Raw genomic sequence first — 19816 nt, forward strand, 5'->3', positions numbered from 1 at the left:
CCAACACAACAAGATGAAAACGATACAAACCCTGGCACTGCTATTTGTGCTTAGCATAACTTCCATACAAAACCTTACCGCCCAGACGGTCGAAGCACAACTTACAGGCAACTGGAAGCTGGATTACACCGCTACCTATAACCATACAAGTACAGCCATGCGTGCCAAATTGGATGCTTTACCGCTTGAAACACGCAGCAACATAACATCGGCTTACCGTAACCGGACAATGACCTTTAAAACGGATAACAGTTTTGTTATGACCCTTGCCGACGGCAGGAAGGTTACCGGTTCCTGGGCGCTTGACCAGGCCAATAGCCTTCTGGAGGTAACCACACCCAATGGCAAGGTATTTAACTATAAGATAAACAGCCTGGACAGTGCTCTGCTGGTTATTGTTCTTGAAGCCCAGAAAAGTGCCAATGCCCTGTTTCCTGAAATGCATTTTACCAAAATACAAAACTAAAAACCATGAGAAAGACAAACACCTATATACATACACTACTGGTTACCGCATGCTTTCTTTTAACCCTTAACCTGTGGTCGCAAACCTATTATATTAGCGGCCCCACATCGGTAAGTTCGGGTCCCACATATACCTATACCGTCATGGACCCTACTTATAACGGGATCTCGGGTATTAACTGGAACAACACTTACGGAACCATTTCGCCAGCTTCGGGGAACAGTGCAAACGCCACTTTTTATAATGGCAGTTCTGCCACGATCGCTGCAGACGTTTACGATAACATGTTTAATTACCACCTGGCAACCCTTGCTGTGTCCATTAGTTCCGGTGCCCCGTCGACACCCCCGGCACCGACCATCCAGAGTACCAACTGCGGGAATACGGTTCTGGCCAGGAGCACACCGCCCAGTGGTGTGACCTATTACTGGCAAAGCAGTAGCAGTGGCACCAGTACCTCCAACTCTGCCAGTACCATTACCAAGACCAGTAGCGGCACCCAATACCTCAGGGCCCGCAACAGTGGCGGTACCTGGAGTACTTCCTCCAGCAGCAAGGCCTATACCGTTACCCAGCCCACCATCTGGTACCAGGACCAGGACGGCGATGGGCTTGGCGACCCTGCCAATACGCAATCGGCCTGTAGCCAACCAGCGGGATATGTGTCCAATAACAGCGACCAGTGCCCCACACAGGCGGGAAGCTCGGGGCACAACGGCTGTCCACTTAGCGACGAGAACTACGTCTATTCCATAAACTATCAGGAGGCCTATACCGAAGCCCAGTTGGTATCTGCTCCCAACAGCGACAAAATAGAAGCGGTTACCTATTTTGATGGCCTGGGCAGGCCCATGCAAAGCGTGGGTATCCGAGCCGGAGCTGATAAATTAAGGAATAACCTCATTAATTGGGAGGACAACTGGACCCTCGGCAGTGGTTCGGCACCATTCTTTGATCAAAATGGGGCGACCTCAGAGAACGAACGGGTAATGGGAACAGATGCCTATGGCAATACCTCCATGCTCTGGCGCTGTGGCAACGATAGCAGTAGTAATGGAGATGGAGGATGGAACTCCAAATATATGTCCGTAGACCACACCGTGGGTTACAGGTATACCGTATGGGTCAAACGTACCGTGTCGCAAAACGGAACGACCTATCACGGTACCCATAATGTGGCCAACCTTAGTGGTACGTCACAATCGAACCCCTACTTTTGGTCTGGCGACACCCCACAGTTAAACACCTGGTACCTGATAGTAGGCATCATTCACCCCAGCAATTATGCCGGTGCCGATACCGGGGTTAGCGGCGTATACGATACCAATGGGACCAAGGTGTTGGATGGCAACGAATTTAAGTGGTTGTCCTCTACGGTCACATCAAACTTCAGGAGTTATCTCTACTACAGCACCGATGTTAATGTCCGGCAGTATTTTTACGACCCCATCGTGCAACGCCTCGATGGCAACGAAGCCTCCATCACAGATATTATAGAAGGGCATATAGGTAAGGACATTATTACCCATACGGGCTATGACACCTATGGCCGACAGGATGAAGAGTATTTGCCCTATACTGCCAGTAGTAACGGTGGGTTATATCGCAGCAGTGCCGAAAGTGCTACCAAATCCTTTTATGATGCAGCTCAATATGAGGCCGATTTTCCTGGGATGAGCACCGCCACCATCAATCCGTATTCTGAAAAGCACTTCGAGGCCTCGCCGTTAAACCGTGTCCTGGAGCAAGGCGCCCCGGGCAAAGACTGGCTGGTCAACAAAACAAGCGATACCGACCGTACTATTAAATTTGATTACCAGACCAATACCGCCAGCGAGGTGCGCTTCTATATGGTGAGCCTGAGTTTTACCAACAATACCTATACGCCCACGCTTACAGGGGGCAGCACCTATTATGCCGCCAAGGAGCTTTATAAGACCGTGACCAAGGACGAGAACTGGACCAGTGGCACCAACCATACCACCGAGGAGTTCAAGGACAAAAAGGGACGGGTAGTGTTAAAGCGCAGCTATAATAATGGGGCACATGACACTTATTATGTATACGATAAATTTGGGAACCTCACCTATGTATTGCCTCCCAAGGTGGTGCACGACGGTAGTATCTCTGCCACCGAACTTGACGAGCTGTGCTACCAGTACAAGTACGACCACCGCAACCGCCTGGTGGAAAAGAAAATCCCCGGTAAAGGCTGGGAGTATATTGTCTATAACAAATTGGATCAACCGGTACTTACACAAGATGCCAATCAGCGTGTGCCTGCCACAGACCAATGGCTCTTTACCAAGTACGATGCCCTTGGCAGGGTGGCCTATACGGGGCTGATTAACAATAACAGCAGCCGTACCAGCCTGCAAAGTACCGTTGATGGCATTGCTACGCCCTGGGTAACCAAACTGGGCTCGGCAACGAGCATAGCTGGCACTACCATCTACTATAACAACGGTGCCTATCCGACCAGTATTGCCGAAATACATACCATTAACTATTACGACAACTATACCTTCGATAAGGTTTCCGGGAACTCCGAGTCCTCCTATGGGATTACCCCCATTACCAACGTTAAGGGACTGGCCACAGGCAGTAAGGTGAGGGTATTGACAACCAACGAGTGGATTACCTCGGTAACCTATTACAACGCTAAGGCACAGCCCATTTACGTGTACAGCTTTAACGATTACCTAAACACCACCGATAAGGTAAAAAGCAAATTGGACTTCACAGGTAAAGTGGAAGAGACTACAACGACCCACGCCCGAACCAGCTTTAGTACGGTAACCACCGTTGATACTTTTACCTACGATCACATGGGGCGCTTGCTCTCTCAAAAACAGAAGATCAACAGCCTGGCGGACGAGCAGATCGTACAGAACAGTTACGACGACCTGGGACAGCTTATTAGCAAAGGGGTTGGTGGTAAGGCCACCCAGGGCAGATTACAAAATGTAGACTACAGTTATAATGTAAGGGGTTGGTTAAAACAAATTAACAACCCGGGAAGTCTGGGGAATGACCTCTTTGGGTTTAAGATCAACTATAACTCTACCGAAATGGGAGTTTCTGGTGTAGCTGCACTGTATAACGGGAACATAAGTGAGACTATATGGCGCTCGGCTAACACCGGATCCTATGGCAACAGAAAGAGGGGTTATGCTTATCAGTACGATGCCCTAAACCGTATAACTGCAGGGCAATTTAGACGGGCAAACAGTGCAGGTGCCAGTTTTAACGAGGACACCAACAGTTATAATGTAACTGGTATACAATATGATAAGAACGGGAATATAGAATTCTTAAATAGACGAGGCGTTGTAAACAGTTCTAATAGCATTGGTGATATGGATAAGTTGGCATACGATTATTTTCCGAATACCAATAGGTTACGATCGATTGACGAGCTAAGTGGGGGTAATACGACCTATGGGTTTAAAGACGGTAGTACCGCATCCCAAGAGTATTATTACGATACCAATGGCAACATGCTGTCCGATGACAATAAGAAGATAACCAGCATCTTGTACAACCACTTGAACTTGCCGACCGAGGTAAAATTTGAGAACAACAGCAACAAAAGGGTCACTTATGTCTATGATGCTGCAGGCATAAAGTTGAAAAAATCGGTATACAACAACAGTAGTACGCCAACGACTACCACGGACTATGCATCGGGCTATGTCTATGAGAACAACGTATTGCAGTTCTTTAACCATCCCGAAGGTTACGTTGACGTGGCAGGTGGCTATAAGTACGTGTACCAATTTAAGGATCACTTGGGAAATATTAGGCTCTCTTATATGGACGATGACAATAGTGGTAGCGTGGACAGTTCCGAGATCATCAAGGAATCGAATTACTATCCATTCGGGTTAAGGCATTTGGGGTACAATAGCAATGTGTCATCATTCGGCAACAGCGTGGCCAAGCGGTATATGTTCGGTGGCAAGGAATATCAGGACGACAATGTTGGCGGCAATTACCTGAATTGGTACGATATTACGGCACGTAACTATGACCCTGCATTGGGTAGGTGGATGAACTTAGACCCGTTGGCGGAGCAGATGAGAAGGCATAGCCCTTATAATTATGCGTTTAATAATCCAATAAGTTTTATTGACCCAGATGGAATGGCACCATACTGGATTAATAATGGTGATGGCACATGGACAGCAGAAGCTGGTGATAGTGCTTCCACATTGGCAGAAGACGCAAATATATCTTTTGAACAAGCCAAAAAAATAATGGCTAGCACTAAGAAAGAAAATTCTTCTTTGGGTAATATGGGAACATATATTGATCCAAAGGATGGTGTAGAGAAATCAGCTGTAGATGAAGGCGATGTTGTTGTCGTTGGAGAAATAGAATCACATGATGCTGGAGATATTAGAATAGTTTCTGATGATGCTGATGTTGAAGAAAGTGACCTTAGTAATTTTAACACTGGAGAAATTGAGAAGGACAGGACTAATGAAAAAAAATTAGAATTAATATTAGAAGTCTCTAGGTTGATTACGCCTGACCCATTGGATATTATTCTAAGAGGAGCAGGAGATATTACAGCACCTAAATCAAGTCGTAGTAATACAAGAACGACTAGTCCAGCACCTTCTACAAAACAACAACAAACACAACAACAAACACAACAACAAACACAAATACAAAAACAAGCAAGAAGAAAAGCAAAAAAGACTCTTAAGACAGGAAAGAGACAATAGATATCATTAAATAGTCTAGTAAAAATACTGTATCGTTTAATATGATGCAGTATTTTTGTTATGTAGTCTATTAATTTCGAACTAAAAGGTGCATAATAAGAAAACAATTGTATCATTAATTATTTCAATAGCTTTTTTATTGGGGAGCTTTTTATATCTTAGGAAAAGAGAAATAAATTATACTCCAACGGCATATGAAAAAGAGCTAATTAGTTATTTTAAAGAGATAGCCTTACACTCTGAATATGACGACAACCCTAATAAAGTAATCAAGTGGGCAGAACCAATGGCACTTTATATAGTAAAAGAAGAAGAGTTTAAGCCTCAAATGTCCTTTGTAAAAAAGACTATAAACGAAATAAACCTATTAGCAACTGATGGATTTAAAATAGTATTAACCGATAATCCTTTAAAGAGTAATTGTATTCTTTATTTGTGTAAAAAAAATAAAGTTGCTGAATTAGACCAATATTTTTACGAAATGCTAAACGATGGTATAGATTATGACATTTCTGGTCTTGCATATTCTGAGTTTGCAACAAATACAAATATCATAGACAAATCTTTAATTTTCATAAATTCTGAATACTCTTTGAGTGTTCAAGAATCTACAATACTAGAAGAAATAACACAAAGTTTAGGCTTAGCGTTTGATTCTAAAGTATACCCAAACAGTATTTTTTATAAAGATAAATCTAAACAAAAAAATAGAGTAAGGGAATATTTACAATTAGATAAAGACGTTATTAGATTATTATACCATCCCAAAATGAAGCCTGCACTAGATTCATTTGAAGTAAATAGAGTAATTAAAAGAATATTGAAATCAGAAAAGGATTGAATTTAGAACTTGACTATGCTTATTTTCTATAATAGTCTTTAGTTTTTTAACTGTCCCTTTGTTGTTGTTTGATCAACAGGAAGCTTAGAATTATAATAATACTTATTCCGATTACTAATAATCCATATTTAAATAACCCTGTGAGGATAAATGCAGCAAATCCTTTATAGCGAAATTTATTCGCTTCTTCAACGAGCTCAGGTATTATGTTAGAATTCTCCAAAAAGAAATAGCAGACAATACAGAATAAACCAATTATGTATAGTCTAACTATTTTTAAATTCTTTTTATTCATTAGTTTTTCTTCAATATACTGCGACAATCTGGCTCTTATGTTAAACTAGCCAAACTTAATAAGCATTAAAAATAGTGAATTTTGGTGATGCGGTGAATTAAGAGCATGTAAAAAAAATAAACGCATAAATAATCCATTCTATATCACACACACCATAAAAGGTCTAGGTCTAAATTAGTTAACCAATTAATTACTTAAAACATAAAGCAGGTATATTTCTATACCTGTTTTTCTTATGTTTTAGAGAGTAAAAACTCAGAAAATGCCATTTTGTAACTTACTGACAATCAGTAAACTAATTTTTTGCATGTGCAATTTTTGTAATTTTCTAATAATCAAGTATTTGAGTTGAAAAAGGTTGCTATAGTGCAACCTAGGAGTACATGTTATATAGGGCGTACTTTAATAACTTTAATTTGTGATGGTTTTAGGCTTACGAAGAGTATGCTTTTTTGGTCTTATGGTAACTTATAGCCATATCTATTAAGTCGTAAATTTTGGCTTTTTCTTCGTTAGTAAAACTCTCAATGTCCTTAATTTTTTGCAGTAGTTCCTTGTCCATTATTATATCATCCCCGCCAATCAGGAAATCAATAGTAACACCAAGCGCATCTGCTATGGCCTTAGCTGTATCAATTGAAGGCTTAATCTCGTTACGCTCGTAACGTCCAATGATAGGTGCAGACGTACCAACTTTTTTAGCAAGTTCATCCTGCGACCACTTTAGTCGCTTCCTTAAAGACAATATACGTTCTCCAAAAGTCATATAAAAGTATTGTAAATAACCTGTTTTAAGGGTTTAGAGCAAATGTAAGTCACTTATTAGTGTTAAACAAGTCAAATAAATGTTGTTTTGTTAGAACCTATTTATTAGTTTTGTTACCAATTGGTACTAAAAAATATTTTTTAACAATGCTCAACACATCCAACCCGAACAACTACGAGTACACCACCAAACATTTAGAAGTCCACATTTTAGGGGGCATCAAGACCACAAAGCTCGAAACCCTACGCATCACATTAAGTGTGCAGAAACCCAAACAGCATAATGTGTTACGCCATAGCATTGACCTGTACAACGACAACCAAGTAGAAAAGTTGGTGCGTAAAATAGCAGAACGCCTCGAAATAGGAACAAGTATAGCACGTAGAACGGTACAGGATTTAACGAAGGAACTTGAAAATTACCGTTTTGTATTGTTGGAGCAATCGCAAGTTACAGCCACAGGAAAACAACTAACGGCTACGGAAATAAAAAAGGCGGAAGCGTTTTTAAAATCTAAAGACCTATTGAGCAAAACAAACGAGCTTATTGGCAAAAGCGGCGTTATAGGCGAAACCACCAACAGGATTTTAATGTACCTGATATTTACGAGCAGAAAAACCAATAACCCATTACATTGCATCAGCTTGGGAAGTTCCGGAGTTGGTAAGACACATTTACAAAGTAAGGTTGCAGAACTCATCCCGGAAGAAGACAAAGTAGAAATAACCGTTTTAAGTGCCAATGCCTTTTATTACTTCAACCGCACAGAACTACAACACAAACTTATTTTAATAGAAGATTTAGACGGCGCAGAATCCGTACTCTATCCACTCAGGGAGCTACAATCCAAAAAGCGTATCACAAAAACCGTGGTACATAAAGATACCAAAGGCACAACCAAAACCATACACCTAACGGTCGAGGGGCCTGTAAGTGTAGCAGGATGCACCACACAGGAAAGCATTTATGAAGATAATAGCAACCGTAGTTTTTTACTGTACATAGATGAAAGCACAGAACAAGACCAACGCATAATGAACTACCAGCGGAGAGCCTCCGCAGGCAAGATAGACAAGCAAGGTCAAACGGATGCCGTACAATTACTGCAAAATGTACAACGATGCCTAAAGACGGTTACCATCATAAATCCTTATGCAGAATACTTGGAACTCCCACAAAGTGTGTTTAAACCACGGAGAACCAACAGCCATTATTTACAGTTCATTGAAGCCATTACTTTTTACAAGCAATACCAACGAGAAAAGAAATATGACGAGCAAACAGGCGAGGAATATATCGAAACCACCATCGAAGATATAGAAGAAGCCAACCAACTTATTATAGAAGTGTTATTGCGAAAATCCGATACCATTACAGGAGCTTGCAGAAACCATTTAGAAAACTTGAAACAGTATTTAAAAGAGAACAATCAAACAACCTTTACCAACTCTGAAATCCGCAGACGGTTACGCATCAAGGAAACGACCTTAAGGCGGTACAACAAACAGTTGTTGGAAGAGAATTATATACAAAGAGTAAAATCTAAAACTAAGAGTTACTGTTTTGAAATCGTGGACGTGGACGAATACAGCAACCTCAAAGAGCAGATAAACAGCGCATTGCAAAACTGTATCACACAGATAGAACTCGCCATATCGCCACAAAGTCACCACGGGCAAAATGGCGAGGTTAAAACAAAGAAAGCCAGTTGATTACATGCAACTCGCCACAAAATCCCAAAAGTATAACCAAGTGAAAAAACTAAAATTAAAAAGCAAAACGTATAAAGCCCTTTTAGTGTCCTTTAAGGACTGGTTGGATATATTGGGTTATAGCAAGGGCATTATAAAATACTCACCTATTTTTTTACGGGAGTTCTTTTACTGGCTAGAACAGAACGGGCATACCAACATAACCACAATCACACGAAAGGACATTACAGATTACTACCAATATTTAAAGCAAAGACCCAATGAAAATTATGGTGGAGCGTTAAGTAACCCATCCTTGAATGGTCATATCAGCACACTCAAACGCTTTAACGAATACCTGAAAAAGCACAATGCTAAAAGCCTGTCCATACACCTGCGTTTTGAACGTACCGACAAGCTGAACGAAACCGATATACTGACCCAATACGAAATAAAAGAGCTGTTTAAAGCAACGGATTACACAAGCCCATCACGGAAATTTAGGTTACGGGATAAAGCCATATTGGTAGTACTGTACAGTTGCGGACTACGAAGAAACGAAGCAGTAAACCTGAATCTTAACGATGTTCTTTTTGATAAAGAGCGTATCGTGGTCAGAAAGACCAAGAACAACAGGGAGCGTTATGTACCAATCAATCCGTACAACCTGCGAATACTGGAAGATTATATTTACGATGCCCGACCAGAGTTCTACAAAGCCAACCAAAGCGAAGCATTGTTCGTAAACTCGCAAGGTGGCAGATTGGGCGGTATGAGCTTTAAACTGCGGTTGCGTATAATCATAAAAGCTGCAAACGATAGCGGGATTACAGAAAAGCGCATCACGCCCCACAAATTAAGGCACAGTATAGCAACACATCTGCTCGAACAAGGCGTAGCCATAGAAGCGGTCAGCCAGTTCTTGGGGCATACCTCTTTAGAATCCACACAAGTATATACCCATTTAATCAAACAAGAACTATGAGGTCGAGAGCCTCGACACGCAAACATTAAACCTATATTATGGAAAACTACGAAGCATACCTATTACAGAACCAGTACAGCCAAAACACGGTTACAATCCACAAAAGGCGTATCAAGCGTTTTAAAGGTTGGCTCAAAAATTATGGCATAACGGCACAGGAATTAAGTTACAGCAACCTCTTGAAATACGCCAAATATTTACAGACGGAAAAGAAATATGAACGTTCCTCTACCAACAATGAACTGCGAGCGGTCAAGCTCTATTACGATTACCTGATGGCCAAAGGAGACATGATGGAGAACCCTGCCGAGGATATGGCCATACGTGGCAAACGTATCAAGGTGTTAAACAACCTGCTTAGTGAAGAAGAACTGGAAGACCTTTATTACAGTTATGATATTGAGCATCACGACACCTTTTTCAAGGCCACCAAATTACGGGATAAAGTGGTGTTGGGCTTTATGGTATTCCAGGGCATCACGGAAGTGGAGCTTTACCATTTACAGGAAGAATACCTGCAACTAAGCAAAGGAAAAATAGATATACCAAGTACCAGACGTAGCAATGCAAGGACTATAAAATTGCAACCTTGCCAAATGATGGACTTAATGAACTATACCAGTTCCACGAGGCAATATCTAGCCAACAGGATAAAGACCACCAATAACGAACAACTCATTTTTGGAAGCACATCACAGATACACAGCATAGCGCACAGGATTATAAAAAACCTAAAGCAGTACAACCACAAGGTAACAAATGGTTCACAGTTAAGGGCAAGCCTTATAGTAAACTGGCTATCAAAACATAACCTTAGACAAGTACAGTACCTAGCAGGGCATCGTTACATAAGTTCTACCGAAAAATACGTACAGGACGATTTAGAGAACCTGCACGAGATAGTAAACAACTTCCACCCAATAAGTTAAAAAAGCATCCTATGAAAACATATATCAGAAGTCCATAGAATTAAAGAAAACACCGTACATTTATCTCAAACAGTTACAAAAATAAATTACAATTTTTGCCCGTAGGCTACGAAGTGGGAATGCGAAAGCTCCAAACGCTGTAACTGGCGTGAGACTTCTAAGGCTTACGGGTTTTATATTCTCAAAATAGTTACAAAATGAATCCACACGAATTTAAGTCAAGGTATGGCCATACCCTGCAAACAGACCCCGAGACCAAACAGCATTATATAAAACTACCAATCAGCAACTTGAACGAGCTTGCCTATATGCACGAATCGTTACTTGAAAATATATTGCTGTTAACGCAATTAGAGAAAAGGCACTATAAAAGAGAACAGTTGCAAAGCGTGATGTACTGGCTCTGTAAAATTGTTTTACTTAGCTATCCGCATGATGAAATTAATGGATTAACCGAATGGTTGAAATCTGAATAAACTAAGTCCACGCAAAGCAAGTCCAATATTATCGTTCCTCAAAACCCTCTGTACTTGCTTTGCTTCCTATCCTCGCTCCGCCCAAGCTATGTTTACATAATTGGCATTATAATACTGCCGACATCATCCACGCCGAACCAAAGCCGTAGTTATAATGGAAATTATGTAAAATATCCGCTAATCCGACGCACAAATACGAACTGAAAAAGGACAAAAATTAATACTTCAAGATGTGTGCGTGTGGCCACAAATAGCCCAAAGCATTACGGGACGTTCAATCGGCACTTTGCCTATCATTTTAAAAAGCTGAAGATTGCCGTTGCGCTCAATAATCCACTTCTTAAATCTTCATCTTTTTAAAACGTTTGCTTCCGATGCAAACGTTACGATAATAGTTAAAAAAGAGGCTGGTCTGTGCGGTGGATTTTTAACTGTTATTGGAATGCAACAAACGAAGTGCGTTAGTGCGCCAGAGTGAGCAAAAGCGTCGGAAGCTCGGGCGAAGGGAGTATTTTACATAAAACTGGTTATAGCTACGCCATTGACGGTGCGAGGAAGTACTATAACCCGTTTTATGTAACTTGACGAGGGAAAGGGAGCAAGTAATATACAGGGGTTTTTGAGGCACGAGAATATTGGATATTACTTGCGTGGGAATAATCATAAAAACCATATATTTACGGGTAACAAAACGTTCTTTAAAATATTTTTTAAGGGTTCGCCCTGAAAAAAAGCGACCGAGTTTTTATTTTTTGTATTAGCTATGATACTAATGGCAATATGTTGCGGGATTACAACAAGGGTATTTCATCGAATATTGCATACAACCATTTGAATTTACCGACCAACGTCCCATTGAGCGGAGGAAATATTTCCTATATTTACGATGCAACAGGTATAAAACTTAAGAAAACAGTGAGTAACGGAGCCACCACGGTCTATGCTGGCAATTATGTTTACGAAAAGCCCTACAACAGTGCCGAGACCTTAGAATTCTTTAACCACCCTGAGGGCTATGTGGATGCCGTAAATGGTTATAAGTATGTGTACCAGTACAAGGATCACTTGGGGAATGTTAGGTTGTCCTATATGGATAGTAATGGAGATGGACAGATTACTGCTTCTAGTGAAATTTTAGAGGAGAACAATTATTATCCTTTTGGCTTGGAACATAGGGGTTACAACAAGGACAATGTTCTAAGCACCAATATAGCACAGAATTATAGATACAATGGGAAAGAGCTTAACGATGAGTTAGGTCTTGACTGGTATGATTACGGTGCTAGGAACTATGATGCTGCATTGGGTAGGTGGATGAATATTGATCCGTTGGCTGAGCAAATGCGAAGACACTCACCTTATAATTATGCGTTTAATAATCCATTGCGTTTTACTGACCCAGATGGAATGGCACCAATTGATGAAGTTGATGAACCTCAAAATCTTGACCCTTTTGGTAATGAATATGGCGATGAAGGTAGAGATTATGATGACCCTGTTGATTTAGGAAAAATGTTGGGAGATGATTTCTTTAATAACAGACCCGGGTATTATACTGAAAGTACAGGAGATGATGATAATTCTGGTTCATCCGAAGAAGGAGGGGAAGATGAAGATTGTTGTGGTGGAAATTCAGAATCCACGCAGATTTTAGGCTCGACATATTTAGTATGGAATGCCGATGGAACAACATCTTTAGCAAGTATGACTCCTGTTAGTTTATTATCATTAGTTGAAGAATCTTCTTCTGGATTGTCATGGAGAACTCCAGTTGGAGCTGGCTTGGTTTTATCAGGACAACCTCTATTAGGCAAAAGATTCATCACGAAAGCATTTGGTAATGCTCCTGCTGCTTCTAGGGGAACTTCCTTGGCTTCAAGATTTTTTAGCAAAGTTTTGCCTTTTAACTCTCCGGTTAGATTACCTACTTTAAATGGAGGTGTGACCACTCCATTGAGATGGACAAGAACTAAATTGGTTGGTAGATTCGTTGGTAGATGGATTCCATTTGTAGGATGGGGGTTATTAGCATATGATGGTGCTAGCATGTTGTATAATGCAAAACCCATGGGGATTCAAAATCAGACTAGAAATGGTTATGGTAAAAAGCCTCATGAAAGGACGTACATAAGGAGATAAAATTATTACTAGTTATTATTTAAAATTTTTAGTTAATCATCTACGAATAAACTCAGATTTAAGAGGTATCTTTGAATAAGGATACTTAGTCTATAATAATGTCGAATTAGTGAAAAAGAATCAGATTATTTTAGTAAATGAAATATTAGTTTGTATTATAATTTAGTAGTAATAGGATAAATGTTAGAAAAAGTCTTAAATAAAAGGTGGTATAATAGATTAAATAAAATTTTTATTAATAGACAACCATTCAGTAAAAGTAATTTTATTAATGAAGTTCTAGCAGATGATTCGTTAAAAAAAGAGTCGATAGAAGTTGTTTATGACTATATTTTTGAATATTTACCACAAACCTTAGATAAGAATTTATATCCTTCTGATGATTTAATTAATGATTATGATATAGATGATGAAGATATAGGAGATATAATGATTAAAGTTTTTAAAAAATTAGGATTGAATTTCCCCAATGTTAATGAACAAACAATGTTTTACGAACAATATGGGGATAAGTTAACTATCCTTCAGATGATTAAATTTGTTGAGTTTTTTAGACGTAATAGAGAAGACTAACGTTTAAATTTAAGGTAGTGTCTCAAATGGTCACGGTATAAATTAGTTGGTACACTATTATTTTATTTTAACTATTTGATTACAAGTAAAATACATTAAATTTAAAAATATAAACAGGTATACTTAGGTATGCCTGTTTTGTTTTAAAGCTCCCAAAGTCTTTAAAACAGATACTTATGGAACCCTCTTGGGTTAGATTAGTGGATACTTGACCCGTGTCAACCTTACCAAAAGTAAGGTTTTAGCTTATTAGTGACTTCCAAAAAACAAATACATTTACCGATATAGATAACAATTTTTTATGGAATGTAGGAGATGCCAAGGGAAGTGTAATAAAAATGGTTGCCAGGTCGATGGTGTACAACGCTATTATTGTCGAAACTGCAAATTAAGTCAACAAAAGACCTATACCTATAAGGCCTATAGGGCATCGACAAATAGAAAGATTCATACCTTATTGATCAATAGTTGTGGCATCAACGATATTTCAAGGATATTGCAAATTTCAAGACACACCGTAAGGAAGCGGCTTTTACAAATGGCCAGATCCCTAAAGCCTTTAAAAACCCATGCTTCTTATCAAAACTATGAAATGGACGAAATGCACGTCAAAGTATTGGGCATGGGAGATTATTGCTACCTAAGCTATGCCATAAACAGGAACACAAAAGAAGTCATCCATTTTTGTATTGGCAGCAGAACCTCCAAGCAACTGTATGAGATAGTACATAAAGTGTTGCTAATGTCCCCCAAATATATTTATACGGACAAATGGCTTCCCTATAAATCCATAATCCCTAGCCAAATGCACCGTTTCGGCAAGATTTTCACAAACCGTATCGAGAGGTACCATCTTAATCTACGTACCCATTTAAAGTGCCTTTCCAGAAAAACAATTTGCTATCCTAAAAGTATAAAAACTCTAGAAGCGATGGTGAGTCTATACTTTTGGGGACATACCTTAGATTTAAAAACATTATAAATGACACATCCCTTCAAAACATATAAAGGTATTTTTTATTCTGCTCTAGTAATTATTTCGTTTGTCATATTACATTCATGTGGTTCAATGCCAATAAACCGGGAAGTTCAAAGAACAACGACCCAAAGCGTCCAAATGGGAAGTGTGGCAAGTTCTAAAGATTTTATGTTACAACAAGCATATAATACTGCTGCTATTCCGGAATACGAAAAAAACATTAAGGTAGCCGTATCCATAATTCCCTTTTCCAAAACAACACACAAATCTTTTTTAAACGCCCGAAGTAGACAATCTTCTAATGTTACTATCCACTACGTGGATTCACTGGATAGTAAACCCACTTACGTACATTTAAAACTCTCTGACCAAATATCTATAATAGAAGCCTTAAACGACCAAATTAATAAAGGTGTTAAAGACTATTTGAGCTTAAACCCGGATGCGGAAGTCATTACAGGCGTGTCCATGGCATTCAATGAACCAGAAATAAAGAGACTTACAACTGCCGAATCGGTATTCCTGGTAGAGACCGAGCCGAAAGTCTATGCCCTACAACTTATAAATGAAAATGCGGCACCTCAATATATAAAGTTTAATCAAGGGGTTGTATTTGCGTATAATTCCTCCAACTGCTGTTGGCAGGAAAACAAAAAACATCGCATTAATATTATTGATTTGGTGGGCCAATACGATAACTGCCCTAACAGAACTTACCGTTCCGCCCATAGGGCTAAAAAAAGAATCAACTATTATAAACTATAAGACAATGAAACATATATCCATTTTGCTTTTGTTCATGGTCATGATTGCCTGTGATGATATCATAGAAGTAGAGGACATCTCCAATGAATCCGTCGTGCTCTTGGCTCCAATCAATGAGGCCGTTTTGGATACGCTTGGCACCACCTTCACCTGGGAGCCCTTAGCGTTCGCTGATAGTTACCTCTTACAGGTAGCCACACCGTCTTTTGAGAGTGCCTCTAAAATTGTGATAGATACCACCATTACCAAGACCTCCTTTAGCAAACTACTAAAGGTTAATGCCTACCAATGGCGGGTAAGGGCTGAAAACAGTGGATATCATACCGATTATAGCAAACAAAGTTTTAGCGTTGAAAAATAAAACCAAAACATATGTGCTTATTGTCTTGGTCTTGTGCATTTGGGGCATTATAGGCTATAGGGTTCTTTCGGCAATAAACCCCAATGCGCCACAAATAGCACAACAAAATATGGAGGTTCAGTTCACTCCAAACACCATTAAGGAAGCAGACAACTTTTCCGTTCAAACAGTGGAACGGGATCCGTTTTTGGGCACCCTTTATGTAAAAAAAGAAAAAAAGCAAGTGATACAGCGACCTGTTACCAAAAGTATCACTTGGCCTGATGTCATTTATCATGGCAGTATCTCCACACAACACAAACAGATTAAAATGTTCATTGTGTCCATAAATGGGTTACAACAATTCGTAAAACCCAAACAAACTATTGAGGGTATCAAGCTCCTAAGAGGAACATCCCAATCCATTGTAATAAGCTATAAGGGGCAAAGAAAGACCGTTCAAAAGATATGAGAGCCTTAAAGTTAAAAGCCGGAGCCTTACAATTTACCATGTTCGTGGTGGTGATTATTGCTTTGTTATTGGCGGCTTTTACCATTCTTGTCCATACTCATAAGGCATTCAGAATTCGAACGGACTTTGTTGTTGGAACTGTAGATGTGGTTAATAACACTGTAGATCAGATGCTTATTAACGATCCACAATCGAATAAAACCCAATTTCTAACTAACGACCAAGGTTATGAAATAAACATACATAATGATCATTGGGGACTGTTTAATAAACTGAGTGTAGTTTCAAAACTCAAGAACAGCACATTTAAAAAAATAGCCCTTGTGGGGGGCTCTCAACCAGAAATCAATAAAACGGCTCTTTATTTAGAAGAACAAAACAAGCCCCTCGTCGTGGTGGGGAAGACACATATACAGGGTGATGTCTATTTGCCCAAACAAGGAGTCAGAACCGGTAACATCTCGGGGCATTCTTATTATGGCTCCCGCTTAATCTATGGAAGCAACAAAACCAGTAATACGCTTCCTGACATTAACCCAAACATTTTAAAACATCTGGAAGGTATGACCGAAACGGTCAAATCCATTGCCCCGGAACAATTCATTGATCTGGGAAAGGACAGGATTTACCAAAACTCCTTTTACGATCCCGCTAAGGTCATTTTCAGTCCCATGGCTATCGACCTGTCTCGTGTATCGCTTACAGGCCATATACTGGTACAATCGGAAACCAAGATTGTTGTCGATCCCACGTCCCAATTAACGGATGTTATTTTAATGGCACCGGAAGTGGAAATTAAACTCCATTCCAAAGGAACGTTCCAGATATTGGCTAGTAGGGGAATTACCGTTGGTAATGACTGTACGTTAAGTTATCCCTCAGCCCTGATCCTGATTGAGGACAAACAGGTTAATAAACAAACACAAAACACGGAAGATACTCCATATATTAAGCTCCATAAAGGGGCTATGGTCAAGGGCGAAATAGTTTATTTGGGAAATTCAAAAAACTATCGATCACAGGTTTTTATAGATGATGGGGCAACAGTAGTTGGCGAGGTTTACTGTAATAAAAACGTGGAGCTATTAGGCTCCATTTACGGCAGTGTCTATACCAGTGGCTTTGTTGCGGCCCAATCGGGCTCTGTATACCAGAACCACATTTATAACGGTACCATTCAGGTTGACAAACTACCACAGGAATACGTAGGATTGTTATTTGAAGACCATATTAAAAAAGGCATAGCAAAATGGTTGTACTAAAAAAGATACGGGCCTCGACCCTTATGGAAACCTTGGTCGCTACTGTATTGCTTGTGGTCATTTTTATGATAGCAAGTATGATATTGAACAATTTGTTCTCAAATACCATAAAGGGTAATACCAGGGAGATGGACACCTACCTGAATGAACTGGAATACCTGTACATAAACAACAAACTGGCACTGCCCTATACAACAGATTATAAATTGTGGTCTATTACCGTGAACTCCCATTTGGAACAGAACAAACCCATGATTGTTTTTGAGGCGGTGGATCAAAAGACAAAACAAACCTTAAAAAAAGAGCGTATTGCAATCTAAGGCCAAGATATCGGCATTTACATTAAACGAGTTGATCGTCGTTATCATTTTAACGAGCGTCATTGTCGGAATGGGCTTTTCCGTTTTGACATTGGTTCACAAGCATATGTATGGCATCCAGGCTAATTTTAACAGGAACACTGAACTTAGCAAACTTGAACAATCCCTATGGCTGGACTTTAACCGCTATTCCAAAATAACATACGATGCCCTAGAAGATAAACTGACCTTTACCACTGCGATAGATACAACCTCCTATACATTTACGGAAAGGGGGATTGTTAAAGCACTGGACACTTTTAATATCCGATTACAGGGAAAAACGATGTTCTTCGATGGCAATAGCGTAGGGAACGGTACCATTGACGCATTGAAATTAAAAACATCTAAAAACTTTCAGCAGCAGGAACTGCTTGTATTCAAGAAGAACGATGCAACCTTATTCATGAACTAATGGCATTTCAACTGGACAACATAAAGACTACCGATTCCCAAAGGGGCAAAAACGCGAAAAAAAAGGAAGAATCTTTTTTAAAGCAGGAAATAAACCTGTTCAACAAGGCCTTTCCCAACAAGGTAAAAGAAGATTTCTATACAGAACTTAGCGTACTTTTAAAAGCCGGTATTTCATTAAAGGAAGCTCTGGAACTCATAGAAAAGTCCCAAAAGAAAAAGCAGGATACAATGATACTGCATACCATATCCAAGGACATTGTTGCTGGGCAGAGCCTTTCAAGCGCCATGAAAGCCCATAAACATTTTACCGACTACGAGTACCATTCCATAGCCATAGGTGAAGAAACCGGGACATTGGCCCAGGTTATGGAACAACTGGGCGAATTTTATGCCAGAAAAAATGAACAGCGCAGAAATCTGGTCAGTGCCCTGACCTACCCCATAATCATTTTGAGTACGGCCGTTTTGGTGGTATTCTTTATGTTGCACTATGTCGTCCCGATGTTCCAAGATATTTTTAAGCAGCAGGGCGTGGAATTGCCCGGGATTACAAAATTCATCATCAGGATCTCTGAATTTGTTAAGGCCTATGGGTTGATATTGGTTCTTATGGTATTTGGAGTGTTTGGCTTACAGACCTTTTTAAACAAGAAAAAACGGTTCAAGCAGTTAAAGGACCTGTTGGTCTTTAAACTGCCCTTTATCGGAAACTTTGTCAAAACGGTCTACCTGTCCCAGTTTGCACAGGCGGTATCCCTGTTAACGGCCTCCAAGGTGCCAGTGGTCAACAGTATCCAGCTCGTTAAGCAGATGATCAATTTTTACCCCTTAAAGCAAGCCCTTGAAACCGTCGAGGGTCATATTTTGAAGGGAGAATCCCTAAGCAATAGCTTAGGCCAGCACAAATTGTTCGACGATAAAATGATTGCCTTGGTCAAGGTTGCGGAAGAGACCAACCAAACGGAGTATATTTTCGAAAGGCTCAATAAGCAATACCATACCCGGGTGGAACAACAGTCCAAAATGCTGTCCACCTTAATGGAGCCCTTCATCATACTCATCGTTGGTGTCCTGGTTGGGATCATCCTGATTGCCATGTACCTACCGATGTTCAAGTTGAGTAGTGTTATGGGCTAAGTTAACAAAAGAAAAACCATGACTATGGATGAAGAAAAAACAAATTATGTGTTATTGACCAGCACAGATGTTATGTTATTATATTAAGCATCCATAGGTCGATTAATGCTGTCGGGCAATTATGATTTTTTGGTCTACCCGTTTGCCGATTTGAACGAAGTCATAAATGACTTAGAAAATGGGAGTATTTT

At 39.9% G+C, this 19816-nt stretch carries 18 protein-coding genes; 17 read left to right on the forward strand and 1 reads right to left on the reverse strand.

Annotation, left to right across the window (positions count from 1 at the left end; translation table 11 throughout):
• The first annotated feature begins 13 nt into the window (after nt 1–13).
• From ABD792_RS00890 to ABD792_RS00900, 3 genes are all read left to right on the forward strand, one after another.
• Complete coding sequence (locus ABD792_RS00890; RefSeq protein WP_345003818.1) at nt 14–466, forward strand: lipocalin/fatty acid-binding family protein; 453 nt, start codon at nt 14–16, stop codon at nt 464–466.
• Between the two features lie 5 nt (nt 467–471).
• Entirely contained in the window at nt 472–5199 is a 4728-nt protein-coding gene (locus tag ABD792_RS00895) for a DUF6443 domain-containing protein (RefSeq protein WP_345003819.1), read from the forward strand.
• A gap of 88 nt (nt 5200–5287) precedes the next feature.
• Nucleotides 5288–6040, forward strand: coding sequence for a DUF2927 domain-containing protein (locus tag ABD792_RS00900; protein ID WP_345003820.1), 753 nt, complete (start codon nt 5288–5290; stop codon nt 6038–6040).
• Nucleotides 6041–6768: 728 nt separating this feature from the next.
• Here the strand turns inward: ABD792_RS00900 and ABD792_RS00905 are convergent.
• Complete coding sequence (locus ABD792_RS00905; RefSeq protein ID WP_345003821.1) at nt 6769–7101, reverse strand: helix-turn-helix domain-containing protein; 333 nt, start codon at nt 7099–7101, stop codon at nt 6769–6771.
• A 146-nt stretch (nt 7102–7247) separates the two neighbouring features.
• On the opposite strand from ABD792_RS00905, the gene ABD792_RS00910 reads away from it, so the two are divergent.
• The 14 genes from ABD792_RS00910 (at nt 7248) to ABD792_RS00975 (ending at nt 19625) form a co-directional block, all read left to right on the forward strand.
• A complete protein-coding gene (locus ABD792_RS00910; RefSeq protein WP_345003822.1) occupies nt 7248–8813 on the forward strand; it encodes a hypothetical protein in 1566 nt (521 codons plus the stop codon).
• A 40-nt stretch (nt 8814–8853) separates the two neighbouring features.
• Entirely contained in the window at nt 8854–9777 is a 924-nt protein-coding gene (locus ABD792_RS00915; RefSeq protein ID WP_345003823.1) for a tyrosine-type recombinase/integrase, read from the forward strand.
• 38 nt (nt 9778–9815) lie between these two features.
• Nucleotides 9816–10706 carry a tyrosine-type recombinase/integrase gene (locus tag ABD792_RS00920; RefSeq protein WP_345003824.1) on the forward strand — a complete coding sequence of 297 codons (891 nt, stop codon included), beginning with the start codon at nt 9816–9818 and terminating at the stop codon, nt 10704–10706.
• Nucleotides 10707–10903: 197 nt separating this feature from the next.
• Complete coding sequence (locus ABD792_RS00925) at nt 10904–11182, forward strand: hypothetical protein (RefSeq protein WP_345003825.1); 279 nt, start codon at nt 10904–10906, stop codon at nt 11180–11182.
• Nucleotides 11183–11962: 780 nt separating this feature from the next.
• Nucleotides 11963–13321: an RHS repeat-associated core domain-containing protein gene (locus ABD792_RS00930; RefSeq protein WP_345003826.1), complete on the forward strand. Its 1359-nt coding sequence runs from the start codon at nt 11963–11965 to the stop codon at nt 13319–13321.
• Nucleotides 13322–13501: 180 nt separating this feature from the next.
• Nucleotides 13502–13894, forward strand: coding sequence for a DUF1493 family protein (locus tag ABD792_RS00935; RefSeq protein ID WP_345003827.1), 393 nt, complete (start codon nt 13502–13504; stop codon nt 13892–13894).
• Nucleotides 13895–14195: 301 nt separating this feature from the next.
• A complete protein-coding gene (locus ABD792_RS00940) occupies nt 14196–14876 on the forward strand; it encodes an IS1 family transposase (protein ID WP_345003828.1) in 681 nt (226 codons plus the stop codon).
• Nucleotides 14877–15638, forward strand: a complete 762-nt coding sequence (locus ABD792_RS00945; protein ID WP_345003829.1) for a hypothetical protein — start codon at nt 14877–14879, stop codon at nt 15636–15638.
• Between the two features lie 4 nt (nt 15639–15642).
• Nucleotides 15643–15999: a hypothetical protein gene (locus ABD792_RS00950; RefSeq protein WP_345003830.1), complete on the forward strand. Its 357-nt coding sequence runs from the start codon at nt 15643–15645 to the stop codon at nt 15997–15999.
• Entirely contained in the window at nt 15989–16450 is a 462-nt protein-coding gene (locus ABD792_RS00955) for a hypothetical protein (RefSeq protein WP_345003831.1), read from the forward strand. The genes ABD792_RS00950 and ABD792_RS00955 overlap by 11 nt, the downstream gene beginning before the upstream one ends.
• Nucleotides 16447–17712 (forward strand): hypothetical protein, encoded by a 1266-nt coding sequence (locus ABD792_RS00960; protein ID WP_345003832.1) that lies wholly within the window; start codon nt 16447–16449, stop codon nt 17710–17712. Before ABD792_RS00955 ends, ABD792_RS00960 begins: the two co-directional genes overlap by 4 nt.
• The gene (locus ABD792_RS00965) at nt 17700–18032 is read left to right on the forward strand and encodes a hypothetical protein (protein ID WP_345003833.1); all 333 of its coding nucleotides are present in this window, start codon (nt 17700–17702) and stop codon (nt 18030–18032) included. The genes ABD792_RS00960 and ABD792_RS00965 overlap by 13 nt, the downstream gene beginning before the upstream one ends.
• Nucleotides 18022–18486: a hypothetical protein gene (locus tag ABD792_RS00970; protein WP_345003834.1), complete on the forward strand. Its 465-nt coding sequence runs from the start codon at nt 18022–18024 to the stop codon at nt 18484–18486. Before ABD792_RS00965 ends, ABD792_RS00970 begins: the two co-directional genes overlap by 11 nt.
• On the forward strand, nt 18486–19625 hold the full coding sequence (locus ABD792_RS00975; protein WP_345003835.1) for a type II secretion system F family protein: 1140 nt from the start codon (nt 18486–18488) through the stop codon (nt 19623–19625). Before ABD792_RS00970 ends, ABD792_RS00975 begins: the two co-directional genes overlap by 1 nt.
• Nucleotides 19626–19816: the final 191 nt, after the last annotated feature.

Source organism: Snuella lapsa (assembly GCF_039539345.1).
Taxonomy (GTDB): domain Bacteria; phylum Bacteroidota; class Bacteroidia; order Flavobacteriales; family Flavobacteriaceae; genus Snuella; species Snuella lapsa.

What these genes read in the sequence shown, in the direction of transcription:
- ABD792_RS00945 (WP_345003829.1), top strand. Translation starts at nt 14,877, where the DNA reads ATGACACATCCCTTCAAAACATATAAAGGTATTTTTTATTCTGCTCTA.
- ABD792_RS00935 (WP_345003827.1), top strand. Translation starts at nt 13,502, where the DNA reads ATGTTAGAAAAAGTCTTAAATAAAAGGTGGTATAATAGATTAAATAAA.
- ABD792_RS00950 (WP_345003830.1), top strand. Translation starts at nt 15,643, where the DNA reads ATGAAACATATATCCATTTTGCTTTTGTTCATGGTCATGATTGCCTGT.
- ABD792_RS00940 (WP_345003828.1), top strand. Translation starts at nt 14,196, where the DNA reads ATGGAATGTAGGAGATGCCAAGGGAAGTGTAATAAAAATGGTTGCCAG.
- ABD792_RS00930 (WP_345003826.1), top strand. Translation starts at nt 11,963, where the DNA reads ATGTTGCGGGATTACAACAAGGGTATTTCATCGAATATTGCATACAAC.
- ABD792_RS00960 (WP_345003832.1), top strand. Translation starts at nt 16,447, where the DNA reads ATGAGAGCCTTAAAGTTAAAAGCCGGAGCCTTACAATTTACCATGTTC.
- ABD792_RS00965 (WP_345003833.1), top strand. Translation starts at nt 17,700, where the DNA reads ATGGTTGTACTAAAAAAGATACGGGCCTCGACCCTTATGGAAACCTTG.
- ABD792_RS00925 (WP_345003825.1), top strand. Translation starts at nt 10,904, where the DNA reads ATGAATCCACACGAATTTAAGTCAAGGTATGGCCATACCCTGCAAACA.
- ABD792_RS00895 (WP_345003819.1), top strand. Translation starts at nt 472, where the DNA reads ATGAGAAAGACAAACACCTATATACATACACTACTGGTTACCGCATGC.
- ABD792_RS00920 (WP_345003824.1), top strand. Translation starts at nt 9,816, where the DNA reads ATGGAAAACTACGAAGCATACCTATTACAGAACCAGTACAGCCAAAAC.
- ABD792_RS00975 (WP_345003835.1), top strand. Translation starts at nt 18,486, where the DNA reads ATGGCATTTCAACTGGACAACATAAAGACTACCGATTCCCAAAGGGGC.
- ABD792_RS00905 (WP_345003821.1), bottom strand. Translation starts at nt 7,101, where the DNA reads ATGACTTTTGGAGAACGTATATTGTCTTTAAGGAAGCGACTAAAGTGG.
- ABD792_RS00890 (WP_345003818.1), top strand. Translation starts at nt 14, where the DNA reads ATGAAAACGATACAAACCCTGGCACTGCTATTTGTGCTTAGCATAACT.
- ABD792_RS00910 (WP_345003822.1), top strand. Translation starts at nt 7,248, where the DNA reads ATGCTCAACACATCCAACCCGAACAACTACGAGTACACCACCAAACAT.